This window comes from Donghicola sp. (assembly GCF_025210255.1).
Lineage (GTDB): Bacteria > Pseudomonadota > Alphaproteobacteria > Rhodobacterales > Rhodobacteraceae > Donghicola > Donghicola eburneus.
The window spans coordinates 33503-49571 of the sequence record NZ_JAOARZ010000029.1; the positions used below are offsets into that span (position 1 = coordinate 33503).

The 16069-nt window shown below is 59.8% G+C and carries 18 protein-coding genes; 8 read left to right on the forward strand and 10 right to left on the reverse strand.

Translation table 11 applies throughout. The annotated features are described in order from the left end of the window. Positions 1-34: 34 nt before the first annotated feature. The 7 genes from N4A58_RS13955 to N4A58_RS13985 form a co-directional block, all read right to left on the reverse strand. Entirely contained in the window at positions 35-1333 is a 1299-nt protein-coding gene (locus N4A58_RS13955; protein ID WP_293710626.1) for a pitrilysin family protein, read from the reverse strand. A 2-nt stretch (positions 1334-1335) separates the two neighbouring features. Next, positions 1336-2691, reverse strand: coding sequence for a pitrilysin family protein (locus N4A58_RS13960; protein WP_293710628.1), 1356 nt, complete (start codon positions 2689-2691; stop codon positions 1336-1338). A gap of 85 nt (positions 2692-2776) precedes the next feature. Next, positions 2777-3247, reverse strand: a complete 471-nt coding sequence (locus N4A58_RS13965; RefSeq protein WP_072709331.1) for a DUF3035 domain-containing protein — start codon at positions 3245-3247, stop codon at positions 2777-2779. Positions 3248-3302: 55 nt separating this feature from the next. Beyond that, positions 3303-3794: a signal peptidase II gene (gene lspA, locus N4A58_RS13970; RefSeq protein WP_293710631.1), complete on the reverse strand. Its 492-nt coding sequence runs from the start codon at positions 3792-3794 to the stop codon at positions 3303-3305. A gap of 10 nt (positions 3795-3804) precedes the next feature. Beyond that, the gene (gene purH, locus N4A58_RS13975) at positions 3805-5394 is read right to left on the reverse strand and encodes a bifunctional phosphoribosylaminoimidazolecarboxamide formyltransferase/IMP cyclohydrolase (RefSeq protein ID WP_293710633.1); all 1590 of its coding nucleotides are present in this window, start codon (positions 5392-5394) and stop codon (positions 3805-3807) included. 27 nt (positions 5395-5421) lie between these two features. Next, positions 5422-7167, reverse strand: coding sequence for a heparinase II/III family protein (locus N4A58_RS13980; RefSeq protein ID WP_293710635.1), 1746 nt, complete (start codon positions 7165-7167; stop codon positions 5422-5424). A gap of 81 nt (positions 7168-7248) precedes the next feature. Further along, positions 7249-8523, reverse strand: coding sequence for an RsmB/NOP family class I SAM-dependent RNA methyltransferase (locus N4A58_RS13985; RefSeq protein WP_293710636.1), 1275 nt, complete (start codon positions 8521-8523; stop codon positions 7249-7251). A 70-nt stretch (positions 8524-8593) separates the two neighbouring features. Here N4A58_RS13985 and N4A58_RS13990 point away from each other — a divergent pair, with 70 nt between their 5' ends. After that, the gene (locus N4A58_RS13990) at positions 8594-8773 is read left to right on the forward strand and encodes a DUF1674 domain-containing protein (RefSeq protein WP_293710637.1); all 180 of its coding nucleotides are present in this window, start codon (positions 8594-8596) and stop codon (positions 8771-8773) included. 6 nt (positions 8774-8779) lie between these two features. Here N4A58_RS13990 and N4A58_RS13995 read toward each other — a convergent pair whose 3' ends face one another. Continuing rightward, positions 8780-9136 carry a dihydrodipicolinate reductase gene (locus N4A58_RS13995; RefSeq protein ID WP_293710639.1) on the reverse strand — a complete coding sequence of 119 codons (357 nt, stop codon included), beginning with the start codon at positions 9134-9136 and terminating at the stop codon, positions 8780-8782. Positions 9137-9224: 88 nt separating this feature from the next. Then, entirely contained in the window at positions 9225-10034 is an 810-nt protein-coding gene (gene dapB / locus N4A58_RS14000) for a 4-hydroxy-tetrahydrodipicolinate reductase (protein ID WP_293710641.1), read from the reverse strand. Between the two features lie 103 nt (positions 10035-10137). Here dapB and rbfA point away from each other — a divergent pair, with 103 nt between their 5' ends. Genes rbfA through truB form a run of 3 tightly spaced genes read left to right on the forward strand, consistent with a single transcriptional unit; the run spans position 10138 to position 12243 of the window. Further along, positions 10138-10533, forward strand: coding sequence for a 30S ribosome-binding factor RbfA (rbfA, locus tag N4A58_RS14005; protein ID WP_072709314.1), 396 nt, complete (start codon positions 10138-10140; stop codon positions 10531-10533). After that, positions 10533-11276, forward strand: a complete 744-nt coding sequence (locus N4A58_RS14010; protein ID WP_293710644.1) for a phosphodiester glycosidase family protein — start codon at positions 10533-10535, stop codon at positions 11274-11276. The genes rbfA and N4A58_RS14010 overlap by 1 nt, the downstream gene beginning before the upstream one ends. A 55-nt stretch (positions 11277-11331) precedes the next feature. Next, entirely contained in the window at positions 11332-12243 is a 912-nt protein-coding gene (gene truB, locus N4A58_RS14015) for a tRNA pseudouridine(55) synthase TruB (RefSeq protein ID WP_293710646.1), read from the forward strand. Positions 12244-12246: 3 nt separating this feature from the next. Here truB and N4A58_RS14020 read toward each other — a convergent pair whose 3' ends face one another. Continuing rightward, complete coding sequence (locus N4A58_RS14020; protein WP_293710648.1) at positions 12247-13677, reverse strand: hypothetical protein; 1431 nt, start codon at positions 13675-13677, stop codon at positions 12247-12249. A 165-nt stretch (positions 13678-13842) separates the two neighbouring features. Here N4A58_RS14020 and N4A58_RS14025 point away from each other — a divergent pair, with 165 nt between their 5' ends. The 4 genes from N4A58_RS14025 (at position 13843) to rpsO (ending at position 16059) form a co-directional block, all read left to right on the forward strand. Continuing rightward, positions 13843-14355 carry a DUF1643 domain-containing protein gene (locus tag N4A58_RS14025; protein WP_293710650.1) on the forward strand — a complete coding sequence of 171 codons (513 nt, stop codon included), beginning with the start codon at positions 13843-13845 and terminating at the stop codon, positions 14353-14355. Continuing rightward, positions 14352-14627: a DUF5665 domain-containing protein gene (locus N4A58_RS14030; protein ID WP_072709306.1), complete on the forward strand. Its 276-nt coding sequence runs from the start codon at positions 14352-14354 to the stop codon at positions 14625-14627. Before N4A58_RS14025 ends, N4A58_RS14030 begins: the two co-directional genes overlap by 4 nt. An 87-nt stretch (positions 14628-14714) precedes the next feature. Further along, positions 14715-15662, forward strand: a complete 948-nt coding sequence (locus N4A58_RS14035; RefSeq protein WP_293710653.1) for a calcium-binding protein — start codon at positions 14715-14717, stop codon at positions 15660-15662. 127 nt (positions 15663-15789) lie between these two features. Next, positions 15790-16059: a 30S ribosomal protein S15 gene (rpsO, locus tag N4A58_RS14040; RefSeq protein WP_072709302.1), complete on the forward strand. Its 270-nt coding sequence runs from the start codon at positions 15790-15792 to the stop codon at positions 16057-16059. Positions 16060-16069 lie beyond the last annotated feature (10 nt).

The following is a 16069-nucleotide window of genomic DNA, read 5'->3' on the forward strand; positions in this document are numbered from 1 at the left end:
CTTAGCACGCGATCTTACGAATCTCTAGGGCAGATCATAGGCCCGCAGGCTGACCCACCACGCTAAACGTCAGCTTATCCGGCTGCATCAGCTCCGAAGCAACGCGGTTAATCTGCTCTAGCGTCACTGCGTTCATCCGATCATTTCTGGTCTCGACGTAGGAGACCGGCAGATCATCCATCTGCATGCCCACGAGGATCCGTGCAATGGCGGCATTGCTGTCGAATCGCAGGGGATAGGCGCCAGTCAAATAGGTCTTGGCCTGCTCCAATTCCTCTGCAGTGACGCCTTCGGTCGCCAGTTTAGCCCACTCGTCGCGCACGACACTGATCGCGTCTGCCATCCGGTCGTTGCCCGATGCGACTTGGCCCACCCAAAGCTCGGCATGATCGCGCGGGACAAGATAGCTGCCGATGCCATAGGTCAGGCCCCGCTTTTCGCGGACTTCTGTCATCAGGCGGCTGTCAAAACCCGAACCACCCAGGATTTGGTTCAGGATGTACGCGGCAAAGTAGTCAGGATCGTCCCGTTTCATCCCCGGCTGCGCAAACAGCGCGACCGACTGCGGTGTCTCGAACGGCACAACAGTTGTTTCGCCGTCAAAGGTCAGGATCGCGTCTCCCGGCAGTTCTGGACCACTCTCCGGAAGACCAGTCAGCAGATCGTCCAACATTTGCCCCAGTTCTTCGGCCGTGATGTCACCCACGGCAGACACATATACGCGGTCCAAGGTTAGCGCATTCTGGTGGGCCTGCGCGATATCGTCGCGGGTTAGGGCTGCAACACTTTCGGCGGTACCTTCAAATTCCGTCGCATAGGGGTGGTCCCCATAAACTTGGGCGGCAAACGCGCGGCTGGCGATGTCGTTGGGATCTGTTTGGCTGCTCCGGATGCCGGTCAGCACCTGCTGGCGCACGCGCTCGACTGCGGTCTCGTCGAAGCTGGGAGAGACGAGCGCCTGACGAAGCAGGTCCATCGACTCTTCTTTGTTTTCGGTTAGGAACCGCGCCGAGATCGAGACCGAATCCGCGTTGGTGTTAAACCGATAAGAGGCGGCCAGTGTATCCCGAGCCCTTGCAAAGGCGCGGGCGTCCATGTCGCCGGTGCCCTCTTCTAACAGACCCATCATCAGGTTCGTAGCCCCGCGCTTGCCTTCGGCGTCCAGATTGCCGCCACCACGGAACCGCAGTTCCAGCGCGACAAAGGGGATGGAGTGCTCTTCGACGAGCCAGGCTTTGATACCATTCGGGCTCTCGACTTCTTGGATGTCCACGGCAGCGGCGGCGCGCAGAGTCGACAGTGCGACCAGACACAATGCGATAAGGTATCTCATGATTAACCCTCCGTTCCGGCTTCAGGGGTATTGCCCGCCGTCACATAACCGGTGACCGAACTGCTGCGCTTGAGCACGGATTTCGCCACTTCGATGATCTCTTCTTCGGTGATGTCGAGCACCGTCGGCACCCAGTTTTGTACGTCCTCGACGGTCAAGCCGATCGACAGGGCTGCCCCGTAGCGGTTCGCGCGGGTGCTGGTGCTGTCCATTGCGTAAATCTCGGACGCGCGGAACTGTGTCTTGATCCGTTCTAGATCGTCTGGGTCTGGTCCCTCGGCGATAAAGGCCTGGATAGCGTCATCCATAGCCGCTTCAGCCTCGGCCAACTCCACACCCGGAGCGGGCACAACGACAAAAGTGAATTTGGTATCATCCAGTGTCGCCCCAGAATACGACGCGCTGGTATATACGGCGGTCTGGGTATCGAACTGAAGTTTGGTCGCCAGATACGACGTGGTGCCATCTCCCCCTAGCAAGTTAGACAGCAGCGTTAGAGCCGCCGCTTTTCGCTGATCGCCACTGTCCCGTTCGGGCGCCAGATAGCCGCGGATCATGTAGGGCTGACTGATGCGCGGATCACTAAAGCTAAGGCGTCGCTCCGCACGCTGTGGGGGCTCTTGCGGGCGCACGCGGGGGCCGAGTTCGGGGTTCGGCTCCAGATCACCAAAATGCTTCTCTGCCAAATCGCGGACGTCCGATGGAACGACATCGCCCGCGACAACAAGGATCGCATTATTCGGCGCATAGTACTGATGGTAGAAGGACAGCGCATCCTCTTGGGTCAAACCCTCCATCTCTTGGCGCCAACCAATAACGGGGATCCCATAGGCGTGATTGAGGTACTGGGCTGCATCGGCTTGCTCAGAGAACAGAGCCTGCGGGCTGTTCTCAATACGCATATTCCGCTCTTCGAGAATCACATCACGCTCGGTCAGAACCTCTGCCTCGGTCATGCGCAGATTGACCATGCGGTCCGCCTCCATCCCGAGCATCAGATCCAAGCGGTCTGCCGCCACGTTCTGGTAGTAGGCCGTGTAATCCTGCGAAGTGAAAGCGTTGTCTGTGCCGCCATTCGCCGCCACAGTGGCCGAGAATTCGCCAGCTTCCATGTCCTTGGTCCCCTTGAACATGAGATGTTCAAGGAAGTGCGCAATGCCAGACTTGCCTGCTGGCTCGTCTGCGGCACCAACTTTGTACCAAACCATATTGGTCAGGGCGGACGAGCGGTGATCTTCGATCACAACAACGTCCATCCCATTATCAAGGGTAAAGGTGGTCACGTCGTCAGCTTGCGCCAACGCGGTCGTGGCAAATAATCCGAAGGTCAGGCCCAATGGGGACAGGATGGCTTTCATGGCAGCTCCCTTTTTCCAAAGGAAGCTACGCGAAGACCGCAGGCATTCAAGGGGGCTGACAGGACTGTGACCGACCGTGTCGCGATTATTCGTCTTCGAGAGGCGGCGGCGTCGGGACGCGGTAGCCGCGCGCGCGATACGAGTCGATTAGCTCGTATGGATCGAGACGCATCTCGTTGTAGGGCAACTCTGGCCCTAGCAGACGGCGACGACGTTTGACCCAAATCTGGTCTTCTTCGGCCAGAACCGCGCGGATGTCAGGCGACAGGCCGCCACGAGCAGCATAGCTGACCAGCGCGCCATCAGCGGCAGGATACTGACCATCAACGGCTTCGGTCCGGCCGCCCAATGCAGCAACACCATCCGCGAGCGGGGTCAGGTCCGACCGATTGGCACTGCCAGTGGTGGGCACGGGCAAGGCCGCTGTGTCAGGTATTTCCAGAGGCTTCACAGGAACAATGGCAAATTCGTCCGGTCCCCGAGACAGACGATCGGGGTTTCCGTTATCGCAGGCCCCAAGAGCCAACGCTGCAATGACGAGCACGAAACGCTTCATGCCTAACTAGACCTCCGCTACTTTGCTCCACGCTTAACAGCAGATAAGGGCGGCGTCACGCACCCTTTTTCCGTGCTTTGCTCGGCTCAAAGATCACAAGTCCGATCGCCCCAGCAAAAATAGCAATATCTGCAATATTAAACGCATAGGGATTGCTGATCCCGCAGCATGACATGTTCAGGAAATCGGCGACCGCGCCATAAAGAACGCGATCCACCACATTTGCGAGAGCACCGCCCACCAGCACGCCAGCAGACAGAGTTGCCCAACGACCGGGCTTGGTGCGCAGGGTCCAAAGGATCACGCCGATGCTGATCACCAGCGCAATCGCGATCAGAATCCAGCGCCCCATGTCCCCGTCCGAGGTAAAGAGGCCGAAGTTGATCCCGCGGTTCCACGCCATGTGGAATTGCAAGAACGGCGGCAGCACGTCGATCTGCCCAAGGGTGCGCAGTTCCATCATGTGGACCACGATGTATTTGCTGGCTTGGTCCGCCAGAAACACCCAGAAGGCAGGCCAGAAGAGTTGTGCTACCGCGCGGGTCATGGCCGTCCTCTTAGTGGCGGAAGTGACGCTGGCCGGTAAAGACCATCGCGAGGCCTGCCTCGTCAGCGGCCTTAATCACTTCGTCGTCACGCATGGAGCCACCGGGCTGGATCACAGCCGTTGCGCCCGCTTCGGCAGCAGTCAGCAGACCATCGGGGAAGGGGAAAAACGCGTCCGATGCCACAACAGACCCCATCACGGTCGGCTCTTTCAGGCCCAGAACGTCGGCCATGTCCTGGCTCTTACGCGCTGCGATACGGGTCGAGTCCACGCGGCTCATCTGGCCAGCGCCGATTCCGACGGTCGCGCCATTTTTCGCGTAAACGATGGCGTTCGACTTCACGTGCTTGGCGACTTTCCACGCGAACAGCAGATCTTCGAGCTCTTGCTGGGTGGGCGCAACCTTGGTCACAACCTTCAGATCTTCGAAGGTCATCATGCCATTGTCGCGGTCTTGAACCAGCAGCCCGCCAGACACCTGTTTGAACGCCAAACCGGCTGACGCCGCATTTGCCAGACCGGGGGTGGTCAGAAGACGCAGGTTTTTCTTCTTGGCAAAGATTTCTTTGGCCGCGTCGTCTGCGCCGGGGGCGATCACAACCTCGGTGAAGATCTCGGTGATCGCGAGTGCGGTTTCTGCGTCCAGAATCTGGTTCAGGGCGATGATGCCGCCGAACGCGCTGGTGCGGTCACAGTCAAACGCGCGCTGGTATGCCTCTTTCAGGGTCTCGCCGCGCGACACGCCGCAGGGGTTGGCGTGCTTGATAATCGCACAGGCGGGGCCGTCCTTGGGAAGGAATTCCGAAACCAGTTCGAAGGCCGCATCGGTGTCGTTGATGTTGTTGTACGACAGCTCTTTGCCCTGATGCTGCTCGAAGTTCGAAACGCCGGGGCGGTTGCCGCCATCCACATAGAACGCCGCTTGCTGATGGGGGTTTTCACCGTAACGCAGGGTCTGCTTGATTTCGCCAGCAAAGGTACGGCGGCGCGGGGTTTCGACGCCAGCAGCGCCAGCCATCCAGTTCGACACAGCCGCGTCGTAGGCCGCGGTGCGGGCGTATGCGTTTTGCGCCATCTTCTGACGGAAGCCGTAGGTGGTTTTGCCGTCGTTGGCTTCCAGCTCTGCCAGCAGCGCGTCGTAATCTTCGACATCAACGATGGTGGTGGTGAAGCCGTGGTTCTTGGCCGAGGCGCGGATCATCGCGGGGCCGCCGATGTCGATGTTCTCGATCATCTCGTCATACTCGGCGCCGCGGGCCAGAGCCGCCTCGAACGGGTAGAGGTTCACGACCAGCAGGTCAATCTCGGGGATGCCGTGTTCCTGCATCGCCTGAACGTGGGTGCCGTTGTCGCGCAGCGCCAGTAGGCCGCCGTGGACCATGGGGTGCAGGGTCTTGACGCGGCCATCCATCATTTCGGGGAAGTTGGTGATCTCGGAGACGTCTTTGACCTCGAGACCTGCGTCGCGCAGGGCCTTGGACGTGCCGCCGGTGGACAGCAGCTCGACGCCGCGTGCGGCCAGCGCTTTGCCCAGATCTACGAGGCCGGTTTTATCGGATACGGAAATGAGCGCACGGCGCATGGGTGCGAGGTCTTGCATCGAGGGGTCTCCTAAGGTCGCGTTCGGTCAGTCGGTCTCGGCCGTGGCAGGGGCGAGATCACGGATCGCGCCTTCGCTATCCTGTGCTTTGGCAAAAGACCAGCGGATGCGGGTCGCATAATCTATCGCGCGGGCAGATAAAACGATCTGTTTCGTCGTTCGGGGCCGAATCCGACCTTTTTCCAGATAAACACTCGGCTGTAAGGCCAATTCACCCACGCCATCGTGGCGGAAGACCCAAACCTCACCACTTTTGAGTGTCATGGACACAGCCGTCCCGCCCATGTCCAGAGTCGGCTCCACCTCCGGGTGCAGGTGGAAGCGGATGTTGAACGGCACCCCAGTCAGCGCGGTATCATCAAGCGCCGCGTCGAATTGGCGGCGCGATTTGGGGTCGATCGTCGCCAACAAGTCCTCTCCGACCAAAGCGCGCCCGTCAAAGCTCAGGTCCATCATGCGGGCGTGCGTCAGGCCATGACTGTCGGCATATCCGTTGTGGCCCCCCTCGAACTGCATCCCCTCTGGCGATCGGGTGATCTGTGCACGCACATCATCGGGCGCGTTGACCAAATATTCGCGCAGGATACCGCCGCGCCACGTCTCTGGCCCAAGTTGCGACGAGGACAGGCCGGTCAGGCTGAGCGTCGAATGAGAGGGCGTCGCCCGCCCTGCCCGACGCCAGTCCGCGCCAAAATCGCGGCCTGATCCGCAGTTCACCACGATAGGCCGGCGCCCTGAAGTCAGTTCGAACGCCAGTGTTGAGGCATGCGCGGCAAATCCGGTCGGCGCGGCATCTGGCGCAGCGGCATCGATCACCACGCTGGTTCGGCCCGCAGACAGGCGCGCATAGCCCATAGCAAGACCCGAACGCGGCGTGGCCTTAATCCTTGCGTTCGCCAGTGCGCGGTCCAAGCGCCCTTCGACGCCGCGACCGCCACCGTGAAACCGCGCCAAATCTCCGTCTGCGTGGCGCAAGGCCCGTAGGGTCGGCGCGACTCGCTCTAGCGCATCGTGAAGCGACGGCGGCACGCGATGGCCGGAGTCTTTGAGCGCAACCTTGACCCAAGCCAGCAGGTTGAAGACTTCGAGCAACTCTTCGGGATTACGCGAGGCAATACCACCGCTCGAATCGATTTGACTGTCACAGTGCCCCGCCAAAGCATCAACAGCAGGGCCGACCAACTTCTCCATGCCTTCAAGCGCGAGACCTGCGTAGACAAGGCCCGCCAGCGCTTCGGTACGCGGCAGACCAGCGCCTGCGGCGCGCCATCTGCGGGACAGAAACGTCGTCTGTCGGGCAAGCGCTGCGTAAAATTTCTGAGACTGTTTGGGTTCCGCCCCGCGCAAGATGACCAACGCATGGTTGATCCAGCGGATAATCCGGCGACCCGTTAGATCAGGCGACCAGCCTTCTCCTTTGCCCGCGCCATAAAGCGCGATCCATTCCAGCACCCATGTCTGGGCTGCAGCGCGCGCCTCTGGCGAGCCGAGCGCCGCCAGATCATCGAGCCAGGCGCACCCGTGCACTTCCATCGCAAAGCGCCCTGTGGGCATGCGGATTTTCCAGATCGAGGTGTCTGGCGCTTCGATCAAACGCCCCGCGAACAGAAAATTCCCAGCCAGCAACTGCCGCCCCCGCGCAACAGCGCCGATCGTGCGCGGTTCGGGGCTAGTTGTGAACGCGTTTGCCTTGGCCCCAAAACCAGCCAACCGGGCGTGAATGTGGTTCACGGTCCGCGTGCGTCGTTCCTGCAAACTAAGGTGCTCTGCCATTTGTAAGCCTGCCTGCAAATGCGGGCGCCGTTTCGACGTCCCTATTTTTAAGTCAGACTCTACATCCGGTAGAGATCAAAGTCACGCATTCAAGCGCAGGCACGCCACGTAGAACCCGTCCATACCGCCCCGATCTGCCCAATAATCAGGGCGAAGGCGCAATCCGCCCTCGGGCGAGCGCCAAGCGTCCTCAACCCACGGCAGGTCCATCGCAGCAGTATCAGCTTGAACATTTGGATTACGAGCGAGCAGCTCTTCGATCTGGACTTCGCCCTCGTCGGGCAGGAGCGAACAGGTGCAGTAGACCAGACGCCCGCCGGGTTTCAGCAGGGTCAGTGCGCGGTCCAGCATGACCTCTTGCAGCTCGATCAGAGAGAAAAAGCCGCTGCCATCTTTGGCATAGGGTAGATCGGGGTGACGGCGGATGGTGCCGGTGGCCGAACACGGCGCATCCAGCAGGATCGCATCGTATTTGCCTTCGTGTTCTAGCGCGTCGCCTTGGACGACGTTGGCTTTCAGCCCACAACGCTGCAGGTTCTCGTGGACGCGCTTCAGGCGATCTTCGGAGATATCGAGCGCCGTAACCTTCGCGCCAGCGTTGGCCATCTGCAGGGTCTTACCGCCGGGCGCAGAGCAAAGGTCCAGCACCTTCTCGCCCGCTTGGGCATTGAGGATTTTCGCGGGGACTGCCGCCGCCGCGTCCTGTACCCACCAATCGCCAGCCTCGTAGCCGTCCAGAGCGGTCACCTGCCCTGGATCGCGCAGACGTACGGAGCCAGTCGGCAGCAGTTCACCCCCCAAACGCTCTGCCAACGCAGCAGCGTCGCCTTTGGGTGTCAGATCTAGCGGAGCGCCTGCAAACTGCACCTCTTCCATCGCGGCGATGGGCTTGGCGCCCCAAGCCTCGGCCAGCGGATCGCGCAGCCATTTCGGCATGCGCGGGGTGCGCAGGGCATCCCATGCCTCTGGTCCGTCGGTGGTAAACTTGCGCAGAACCGCGTTCACCAGCCCCTTGAGCATGGCGTTGCGTTTGTTGCGCGAGATAAGTTCGACATAGGAGTTCACGACCCCATGCCCTGCCTCGCGGCGGGCACAGATTTCGATCACGCCAAGGCGCAGCGCATTCTTCACGGTCAAGGACGGATCTTTGCGCAGATGCTTTTGCAGCATGCGGTCCGCACGCTCCATCCCGCGCAGGGTGTCCATGACCAAACCTTGGGCGCGGGCACGCTCTTCTGGCTCCAAACGGTCCAACACGCCGCTGGAGACCATCTCGGCCATCAGGCGTCCTTCGCCGGTGATCTGATCTAGCAGGTACAGCGCCGTACGGCGCGGTGCGAGGCCGCTCTTATCCATGAAACACTCCGTCATCTTGCCCGTGGGCAGATGCTGCGTATATCAAGACAATAGCCGGAAAGGAACCAAGATGAGCGAAGAGCAAAAGCGAGACTTGCCGCCCGCCGCACAGCGCGCCCTAGCCGAGGCCGAAGAGCGCCGCAAAAAGGACCAAGGGTTGGACCTGCCACCCGAACTAGGAGGCCGCGATGGCCCAGAGCCCGTGCGCTATGGCGACTGGGAAAAGAAAGGGATCGCGGTCGATTTCTGACCGCGATTACTTCAGCCCGAAGTTGGCGTGATTGCCCGCGCCTCGATCCGAGGTGAAGCGGATATCGTTGCCGTCCATGGCGACCTGCTGGCAGTTATTGCCTAAGTCTTGCTGCCCCCAGAACAGGCTGCGACAGAAATAACTGTCGTGCCATTGCCACGCGCCAGACACCTGTTTTCCAAAGGCGCGGCCTGTGATTTCACCGTTTTCAGAGACTTGTAGCGTAATCCCCAGACGGGTCAGATCACGCCCTTTGACCAAATTCAGGAATGCGCTCTGGTCTTTGACCACCTGCAGTTCCGCAGAGGCGCCCGTTGCCATCATGCAGAGGGCAAGAGCAGAGAGTATGGCTTTGGTCTTCATCGCGGCCTCCGTTCACCTGTTGATAAGGAAACGTCTCAGAGGCCGCTTTGGTTTTCACATCGGGTTCACCATTCGGTGAACAGGCGATTCACAGCCCCAGCACGTCCAGCATATCATAATCGCCAGCATCTTTCCCCTGTGCCCAGAGCGCCGCTTTGATCGCACCGCGGGCGAAAACACCGCGGTCAGTGGCAACGTGGCGCAGGGTGATGCGCTCGCCATCCGCTGCGAATAGCACGTCATGCTCGCCCACGATGTCGCCGCCGCGAATCACACTGAAACCGATGTCGCCGCGCTTACGCTCTCCGGTGATGCCGTCACGGGCGCGGTCCTCGACGTCTTTCAGCGCCACGCCGCGGCCTTCGGCGGCGGCCTCCCCGAGCATCAGTGCGGTGCCCGAGGGCGCGTCGACTTTGCGGCGGTGGTGCGCCTCGATCACTTCGATGTCGAAATCTTCGTCTAGGGCAGCCGCGACTTTCTTGGTCAGCTGCACGAGCAGGTTCACGCCAAGGCTCATGTTGCCCGCGCGGATGGTGACGCCGCCCTGCCCAGCTTCGGCCAGCGCCTTCAGGTCGTCCTCGGTGAAGCCGGTGGTGCCGATGATGTGGGCCGCAGCCGCCTCTGCCGCTGTTTTGGCAAAGGAAATTGTCGCAGCCGGAGCGGTGAAATCGATCACAGCCTGAGCCCCAGCAAAGGCCGCTGCAGGATCGTCAGACACGATCACACCGCTTTCGGTGCCGCCCATAAGAACGCCCAGATCCTGACCGACCCAGTCATGGCCCGCACGTTCGACAACACCCGCCAGATGGACGCCGCCACGTTCGTTCACGGTTTTGACCAGCATCTGCCCCATACGGCCCGATGCGCCTGTGATGACAATACCGATGCTTTCCGACATAACCCGCGTCCTTTTCTGATATGATCCGGGTGTGACTAGCCGAGAGTTGCTGCTTTGGCAAAGGCTGCTTGGCATGGCGCGGTCAAAGGATTAGATGCGCACTATGGCTAAGAACAAATTCTCCGAAGGCCCCGGACCTTCGCAGCGTCAGCTGCGCGTGGGCGAACTCATCCGACGCACCCTGTCAGAGGTGCTGCAACGGGGCGATATCCATGACCCTGACCTGAACCGTTTGTCGGTCAGCGTGGGCGAAGTGCGTACCTCGCCCGATCTGAAGATAGCGACCGCTTATGTCATGCCCTTGGGCGGACAGGGGCAGGATCAAGTGGTCGAACTGTTGGCCCGCAACAAGAACGAGTTGCGCCGCGCCATCGGCAAGGTCACCAACCTAAAATACACGCCCGACCTGCGCTTCCGTCTGGACGAAACCTTTGACCAGATGGACGAGACGCGCCGCCTGTTCGATCAGGACACCGTCCGCCGCGATCTGGAGGAGTGATGCGCCGACTGCTGCTTGCAGCCGCGATCCTGACGGGCAGCGCGATTGCGGCCCCTGCCTCTGATTGCCGTGATCTAGAATATCAGGGCAATGACTATACCGTTTGCGCGGTCGATCTGACCCAAGAAGACGTGCGCCTGTTCCTGAATGACGGGGACGGCGACATCTGGGGCCAGTTCCGCAAACTGGACAACGGACTCAAGGCCAAGGGGATGCAACTTGGCTTTGCTATGAATGCGGGCATGTACCACCCCAACCGTGCGCCAGTCGGCCACTACGTCGAGAACGGCAAAGAAGAGATGCGTGTGATCCCCAACGCGGGACCGGGCAATTTCGGGATGCTGCCAAACGGTGTGCTCTGCCTGAACGATGGCAGCGCTCAGGTCTATGAAACCCTGCGCTACGCCGAGGAAAAGCCGATCTGCCGCGATGCCAACCAATCCGGCCCGATGCTGGTGATCGACGGCGCGCTGCACCCCCGTTTCCTGAGGGACTCGGATTCGCGCTACATCCGCAACGGCGTCGGCACGACCGAGGATGGCAAAACCGCGTATTTCGTCATCTCGAACAACATCGTGACCTTCCACGAATTCGGCACCCTGTTTCGCGATGCGCTGAAAACCCCCAATGCCTTGTACTTTGACGGGAATATCTCGCGCCTGTACGCGCCGGAATTGAACCGGCACGACGGGGGGTTCCCGATGGGACCAATTGTCGGCACAGTGGTGCCAGCAGACGATTGACCAAAGCCGGTCGCTGGGGTAGGTCCGCCGACCTTGGCAGACAGTAGGGACCACTATGGCACGCAAGAAAAAAGGCCGCGATATTTCGGGCTGGCTGGTGATCGACAAGCCGGCAGGCATGACCTCGACCGCTGTGGTGAACAAGGTCAAATGGGCCTTTAACGCGAACAAGGCGGGCCATGCGGGTACCCTTGATCCCGATGCGACCGGCGTTCTGGCCGTGGCGTTGGGCGAAGCGACCAAGACCGTTCCCTACATCACCGACGCCATGAAGGCGTATGAATTCACCGTCACCCTTGGCGCGGCCACCAATACCGACGACGAAGAAGGCGAAGTGATTGCGACCTCGCCGAACCGTCCCACCGATGACGAGATCAAAGAAGCGCTGTTCGGCTTTGTCGGCGACATCATGCAGGTCCCGCCCAAATTCAGCGCTGTGAAGATCGACGGCCAGCGCGCCTATAAACTGGCCCGCGATGGCGAGGATGTGGAGTTGGCTGCCCGCCCCCTATTCGTAGAGGAACTGCTGCTGGTGGACCGCCCCGACGCGGACCACGTGGTTCTGGAAATGACCTGCGGCAAGGGCGGCTACGTGCGCTCGATCGCACGCGATTTGGGCGAAAGGCTGGGCTGCCACGGGCACGTCCAACGCCTGCGCCGCATTTGGTCCGGCCCCTTTGACGCTGCCGAAGACGGGGTAACGCTGGAGCAGATCGAAGAGAAAGCCCGCACGCCCGAACTGGACGACTTCTTGCTGCCGGTTGAGGCGGGCCTTGATGACATGACCGAAGTCACGGCCACCCCCGAAGGCGCGGTGCGTCTGAAGAATGGCAACCCCGGCATGGTGATCGCATCGGGCGTTGAATACGGCGAAGAGGTTTGGGCCAGCTACGAAGGCAAGGCGCTGGCCGTCGGCACCTTCAAGTCCGGCAACCTGCATCCCGTGCGCGTGTTCAATCTGGACTAAGCGTCAGCCGATCTGGGAAATCTGGGTGATGTTTTCGTGGACTTCCACAATCACATTCGCCCGGAGACCCTCGGCCAAGGGCTGCCCATCCAGCCCGTAAACGGTGTCGTCACCGCCATTCACGTAGCCGACCGTCACCCAGCTGCAGTTTTCCAGAACGACAGCGGGCTGATCATCGATCAGGATGGTCGTCGCACCGCTCTCCTCATCAAAGGCCGAGGACACACGACCGCTTAGGTCATACGTGTCGTCCTCCTGCATCATCTGATCCAGCTCGGCGTCAGAGAGCTTACCCACCAGCGTACCGCTCCCGTGAGTTATCATAGTCCCATCCGTGCCGTAGATCGTCAGGGTCTCTTGCCCGGGCCGGAAATCCGTAATCACCGACGCTTCGTCACCCGCAATCGCGCTAAATGTGTCCGTCCCGTGCCCGCCGGTGATCGTATCACCAGCGTCGATATAGTTGATGATATCATCACCATCATCGCCGTGGGCATCATCGGCAGCGCCGTTCCCGCCCAAGCTCACATCCGCGACACGAGTGTAGGTAGTCACGCCCATATCGTCACCGATATAGCTGTGCTCGACAAAGTCATTGCCAAGCATGACGTTGTCGTTGCCAGCGCCACTGATGATGGTATTCGCCCCATAAGACGTGATGTGGTCATTCCCGGTACCGCCGCGCAGAACCGCATTATCGCCGTTCGCAACGAGAGTGTCGTCCCCTTGGTTTCCGTTCAGGATGCCACCACCCCCGGTTATCAGGTCGTCATTCCCGTCACCTGCCTGCACATTCGAACCGCTTGAGTCGCCTGCCATTCGGATCACATCGACACCAGCGCCGCCATAGACCGAGGCATTGCCCGTTCCCATCACATAGCCTGTCCAGTCGTCGCAGAGATAGGCCGTGTCATCATCCTCGACGTGAAGAACGGTGTATCCTGAGCCGTCGCAAATATAGACGGTGTCAGCGCCAGCGCCTGTGACGATCTCTGTCGCGGCATGGCCCCAGACCTCAATATAATCGTCGCCATCACCGCTATCGACCTGCAGCAGAGCATCGCTGTCCTTGGCCGCAGCAAAGCCGTTTTCGGGATCAGAGCGGTCATCCGACTCGTAGAACCACGCCATTTCATCTTGGCCAGACAGCAAGTTGTCCAAGTCCGTGCGGGCAGCGTAGGTCCAATTGCCTGTCGCATCATCTTCGGCTGTGACATATATTTCGTCGTCATGGGCCCCAGACAGGAAATCTTCCATGCTGGAGACTTCGAACGGCCCAACGGGCTCGACATCTTGCGTGTCTTCGCCTTCGTTCAGGGACTCCTCATCTGCCTCGCGCAGACCAGTTCGCGCGAGCATGCTCAGGCCGCCGTCCCACCCGAGCACTAAGCCCGAAAGAGCGCCGCCTAAACCAAGCAGCATCAAAAGTTCCATCCATTACTCCATGGGCGTGAGTCGGCCCATCAATGTAATCGGCACGCTGATCCCGCTTTTTAGGGAGACATTTCAAAAAAGCGGAAATCCGAGTCACTTTGCGCCCAGAGGCACAAAACAACATTCACGTTGCAATTTCTGCGCGTTTGCCTGCACTACAGCGCCATGCTGACACGGACCCATATCAAAGACGACGCACCTTCGGTCGCCACATATTCAGATTGCGAACACTATCGCTACAGCCTGACTCGGACGTGGGACCCTGACGGCAAACGCGCTCTTTTCGTCATGCTGAACCCCTCTACCGCCACCGAGGTTCAAAACGACCCCACGGTCGAACGCTGCGAACGGCGCGCGCGCACTCTGGGCTTTGGCAGCTTTGAAGTCACTAACATCTTTGCGTGGCGTGATACCGACCCCAAGGCGATGCGAGCCGCAGAAGACCCAATAGGCCCTTACAATGACCAAGCAATCCATGACGGCGCCCTACAGGCGGACCAGATCGTCTGCGCTTGGGGGACACATGGCGCCCATTTGAACAGAGGCCCCGAAGTCGAGCGTCTACTTCGCGCAACAGGTCGGCCCCTGTTCCACCTAGGACTTAGCAAAGCTGGCCACCCCAAGCACCCCTTGTATATTGCATATAACGTACAGCCCGTTCTTTGGAGCCAGACATGAGTCAGACAGAAACCGCACAGCTGCGCCAAGAGATCGAGCGCCTGAACAACCACAAGTTCCTGCGCGTCCACGACAGCTACCGCAAAATGATGTTTTACCAGTTTTTGCGCGGGATTTCGTTTGGGCTTGGTTCGGTCATGGGGGCGACGATTCTTGTTTCCTTTGTTGGCTTCTGGCTGTCCAAGATCGAATTCGTCCCACTGATCGGGGACTATGCCGCGCAGATCGCGACAGAGATCATGCAAGAAATGCCTGAAGACTCTCGCAACTAATCAACCGTTAACCGGTTTCTCGAAAAACACTGCGATTCCATAGCGTTCCAGAGTAGCTTCAACACTGTTCATGTGTAGGAGGCCGAAATGCTGATGCTGGCCAGTTTACTTGGTGCCCTGATGGTCGGGGCCATGACGGTAATGCCCGAGACCGGTCAGGTCGATGCAGAGCCGGATGATAGCACCGAAGACGAAACCGAAGAATTACGCGCCGAAACGCCAGAGTCCGGCGATATTCTGACCGGCAGCGCAGATAACGACACGCTGGATGGCGGCAGTGCCTCTGAGCAACTGGTTGGCTCTGACGGCGACGATCTGATGTCCGGCCACGCTGGGAACGACAGCCTGAACGGGCAATCAGGCGCAGATAGCTTGTTTGGGGGCGATGGCACCGACACACTCTCTGGCGGCGACGGAGACGACTTGCTTGATGGCGGTCAGGACGAAGATGTCCTGAGTGGTATGACAGGCGGCGACACGTTGGTGGGTGGTTCGGGGACCGACAGCCTAAACGGTGGCCCAGATAACGACCTGCTCCGCGGCTCAGGAGGCGACGATCAACTGTCCGGCTGCTTGGGGGATGATACTCTGGTTGGCGGCGGCGGGAGCGATGCACTCTTTGGCGGCCAAGGCAACGATGTGATCGTCGATCGCAGCAATGATCTGGATTTTCTGAATGGGGGCCTTGGGGATGATACGCTGATCGGCGGCATGGGCGACTACTTCCATGGCGGAGACGGCAGCGACATCTACGCAATAGAGCTGTCCGAGGAAATCAGTGACGAAACAGCACCCGCCATCATTCAAGATTTCGACGCGAAAGAGGACGATCTCTTTGTGCTGTACGACGATAGCATGGACGAAGACACGCCAACCCTCAGTCTGGATCAAGACCTAGGCGAAGATGGAATGCGGTGCATTCGCGTTGACGGTACAGTGGTGGCAAAGACAGATTGCACCAGTCTGACAGAGGATGACGTGATCCTGCTTAGCGCGCGCGAAGCGGCGTCTTTCGGGCTTCATGCATTCGCCTGACAAAGAGCCTTTATTTTTCAGACAGAATCGCGTAACAACGCGCATCCGCTGTTGCGGATATCTCCAAGGGCCTTGCTGGACGACATCCCGGCCTGCGCCATAACCCTTAACCTAACAGGAGACCCCGATGTCGATCACTGTTGAAGAAAAAGCACGCATTCTCAAAGAATTCGCAACCAAAGAAGGCGACACCGGTTCGCCCGAAGTACAGGTTGCTATCCTGACCTCGCGTATCACCACCCTGACCGAGCACTTCAAAACCCACAAGAAAGACAACCACTCGCGTCGTGGTCTGTTGATGATGGTTGCTCAGCGCCGCAAGCTGCTGGACTACCTGAAGGGCAAAGAAGAAGCACGTTACCAGGACCTGATCAAGCGTCTGGGCATCCGTCGCTAATTCAGGAACC

Coding starts and splice junctions, on each gene's coding strand:
- dapB (WP_293710641.1), bottom strand. CDS start 10,034: ATGTCGGAAAGCATCGGTATTGTCATCACAGGCGCATCGGGCCGTATG.
- N4A58_RS13985 (WP_293710636.1), bottom strand. CDS start 8,523: ATGGATAAGAGCGGCCTCGCACCGCGCCGTACGGCGCTGTACCTGCTA.
- N4A58_RS14035 (WP_293710653.1), top strand. CDS start 14,715: ATGCTGATGCTGGCCAGTTTACTTGGTGCCCTGATGGTCGGGGCCATG.
- N4A58_RS14010 (WP_293710644.1), top strand. CDS start 10,533: ATGCGCCGACTGCTGCTTGCAGCCGCGATCCTGACGGGCAGCGCGATT.
- truB (WP_293710646.1), top strand. CDS start 11,332: ATGGCACGCAAGAAAAAAGGCCGCGATATTTCGGGCTGGCTGGTGATC.
- purH (WP_293710633.1), bottom strand. CDS start 5,394: ATGCAAGACCTCGCACCCATGCGCCGTGCGCTCATTTCCGTATCCGAT.
- N4A58_RS14020 (WP_293710648.1), bottom strand. CDS start 13,677: ATGGAACTTTTGATGCTGCTTGGTTTAGGCGGCGCTCTTTCGGGCTTA.
- lspA (WP_293710631.1), bottom strand. CDS start 3,794: ATGACCCGCGCGGTAGCACAACTCTTCTGGCCTGCCTTCTGGGTGTTT.
- N4A58_RS14025 (WP_293710650.1), top strand. CDS start 13,843: ATGCTGACACGGACCCATATCAAAGACGACGCACCTTCGGTCGCCACA.
- N4A58_RS13960 (WP_293710628.1), bottom strand. CDS start 2,691: ATGAAAGCCATCCTGTCCCCATTGGGCCTGACCTTCGGATTATTTGCC.
- N4A58_RS13955 (WP_293710626.1), bottom strand. CDS start 1,333: ATGAGATACCTTATCGCATTGTGTCTGGTCGCACTGTCGACTCTGCGC.
- N4A58_RS13990 (WP_293710637.1), top strand. CDS start 8,594: ATGAGCGAAGAGCAAAAGCGAGACTTGCCGCCCGCCGCACAGCGCGCC.
- rpsO (WP_072709302.1), top strand. CDS start 15,790: ATGTCGATCACTGTTGAAGAAAAAGCACGCATTCTCAAAGAATTCGCA.
- N4A58_RS13980 (WP_293710635.1), bottom strand. CDS start 7,167: ATGGCAGAGCACCTTAGTTTGCAGGAACGACGCACGCGGACCGTGAAC.
- N4A58_RS13965 (WP_072709331.1), bottom strand. CDS start 3,247: ATGAAGCGTTTCGTGCTCGTCATTGCAGCGTTGGCTCTTGGGGCCTGC.
- N4A58_RS13995 (WP_293710639.1), bottom strand. CDS start 9,136: ATGAAGACCAAAGCCATACTCTCTGCTCTTGCCCTCTGCATGATGGCA.
- N4A58_RS14030 (WP_072709306.1), top strand. CDS start 14,352: ATGAGTCAGACAGAAACCGCACAGCTGCGCCAAGAGATCGAGCGCCTG.
- rbfA (WP_072709314.1), top strand. CDS start 10,138: ATGGCTAAGAACAAATTCTCCGAAGGCCCCGGACCTTCGCAGCGTCAG.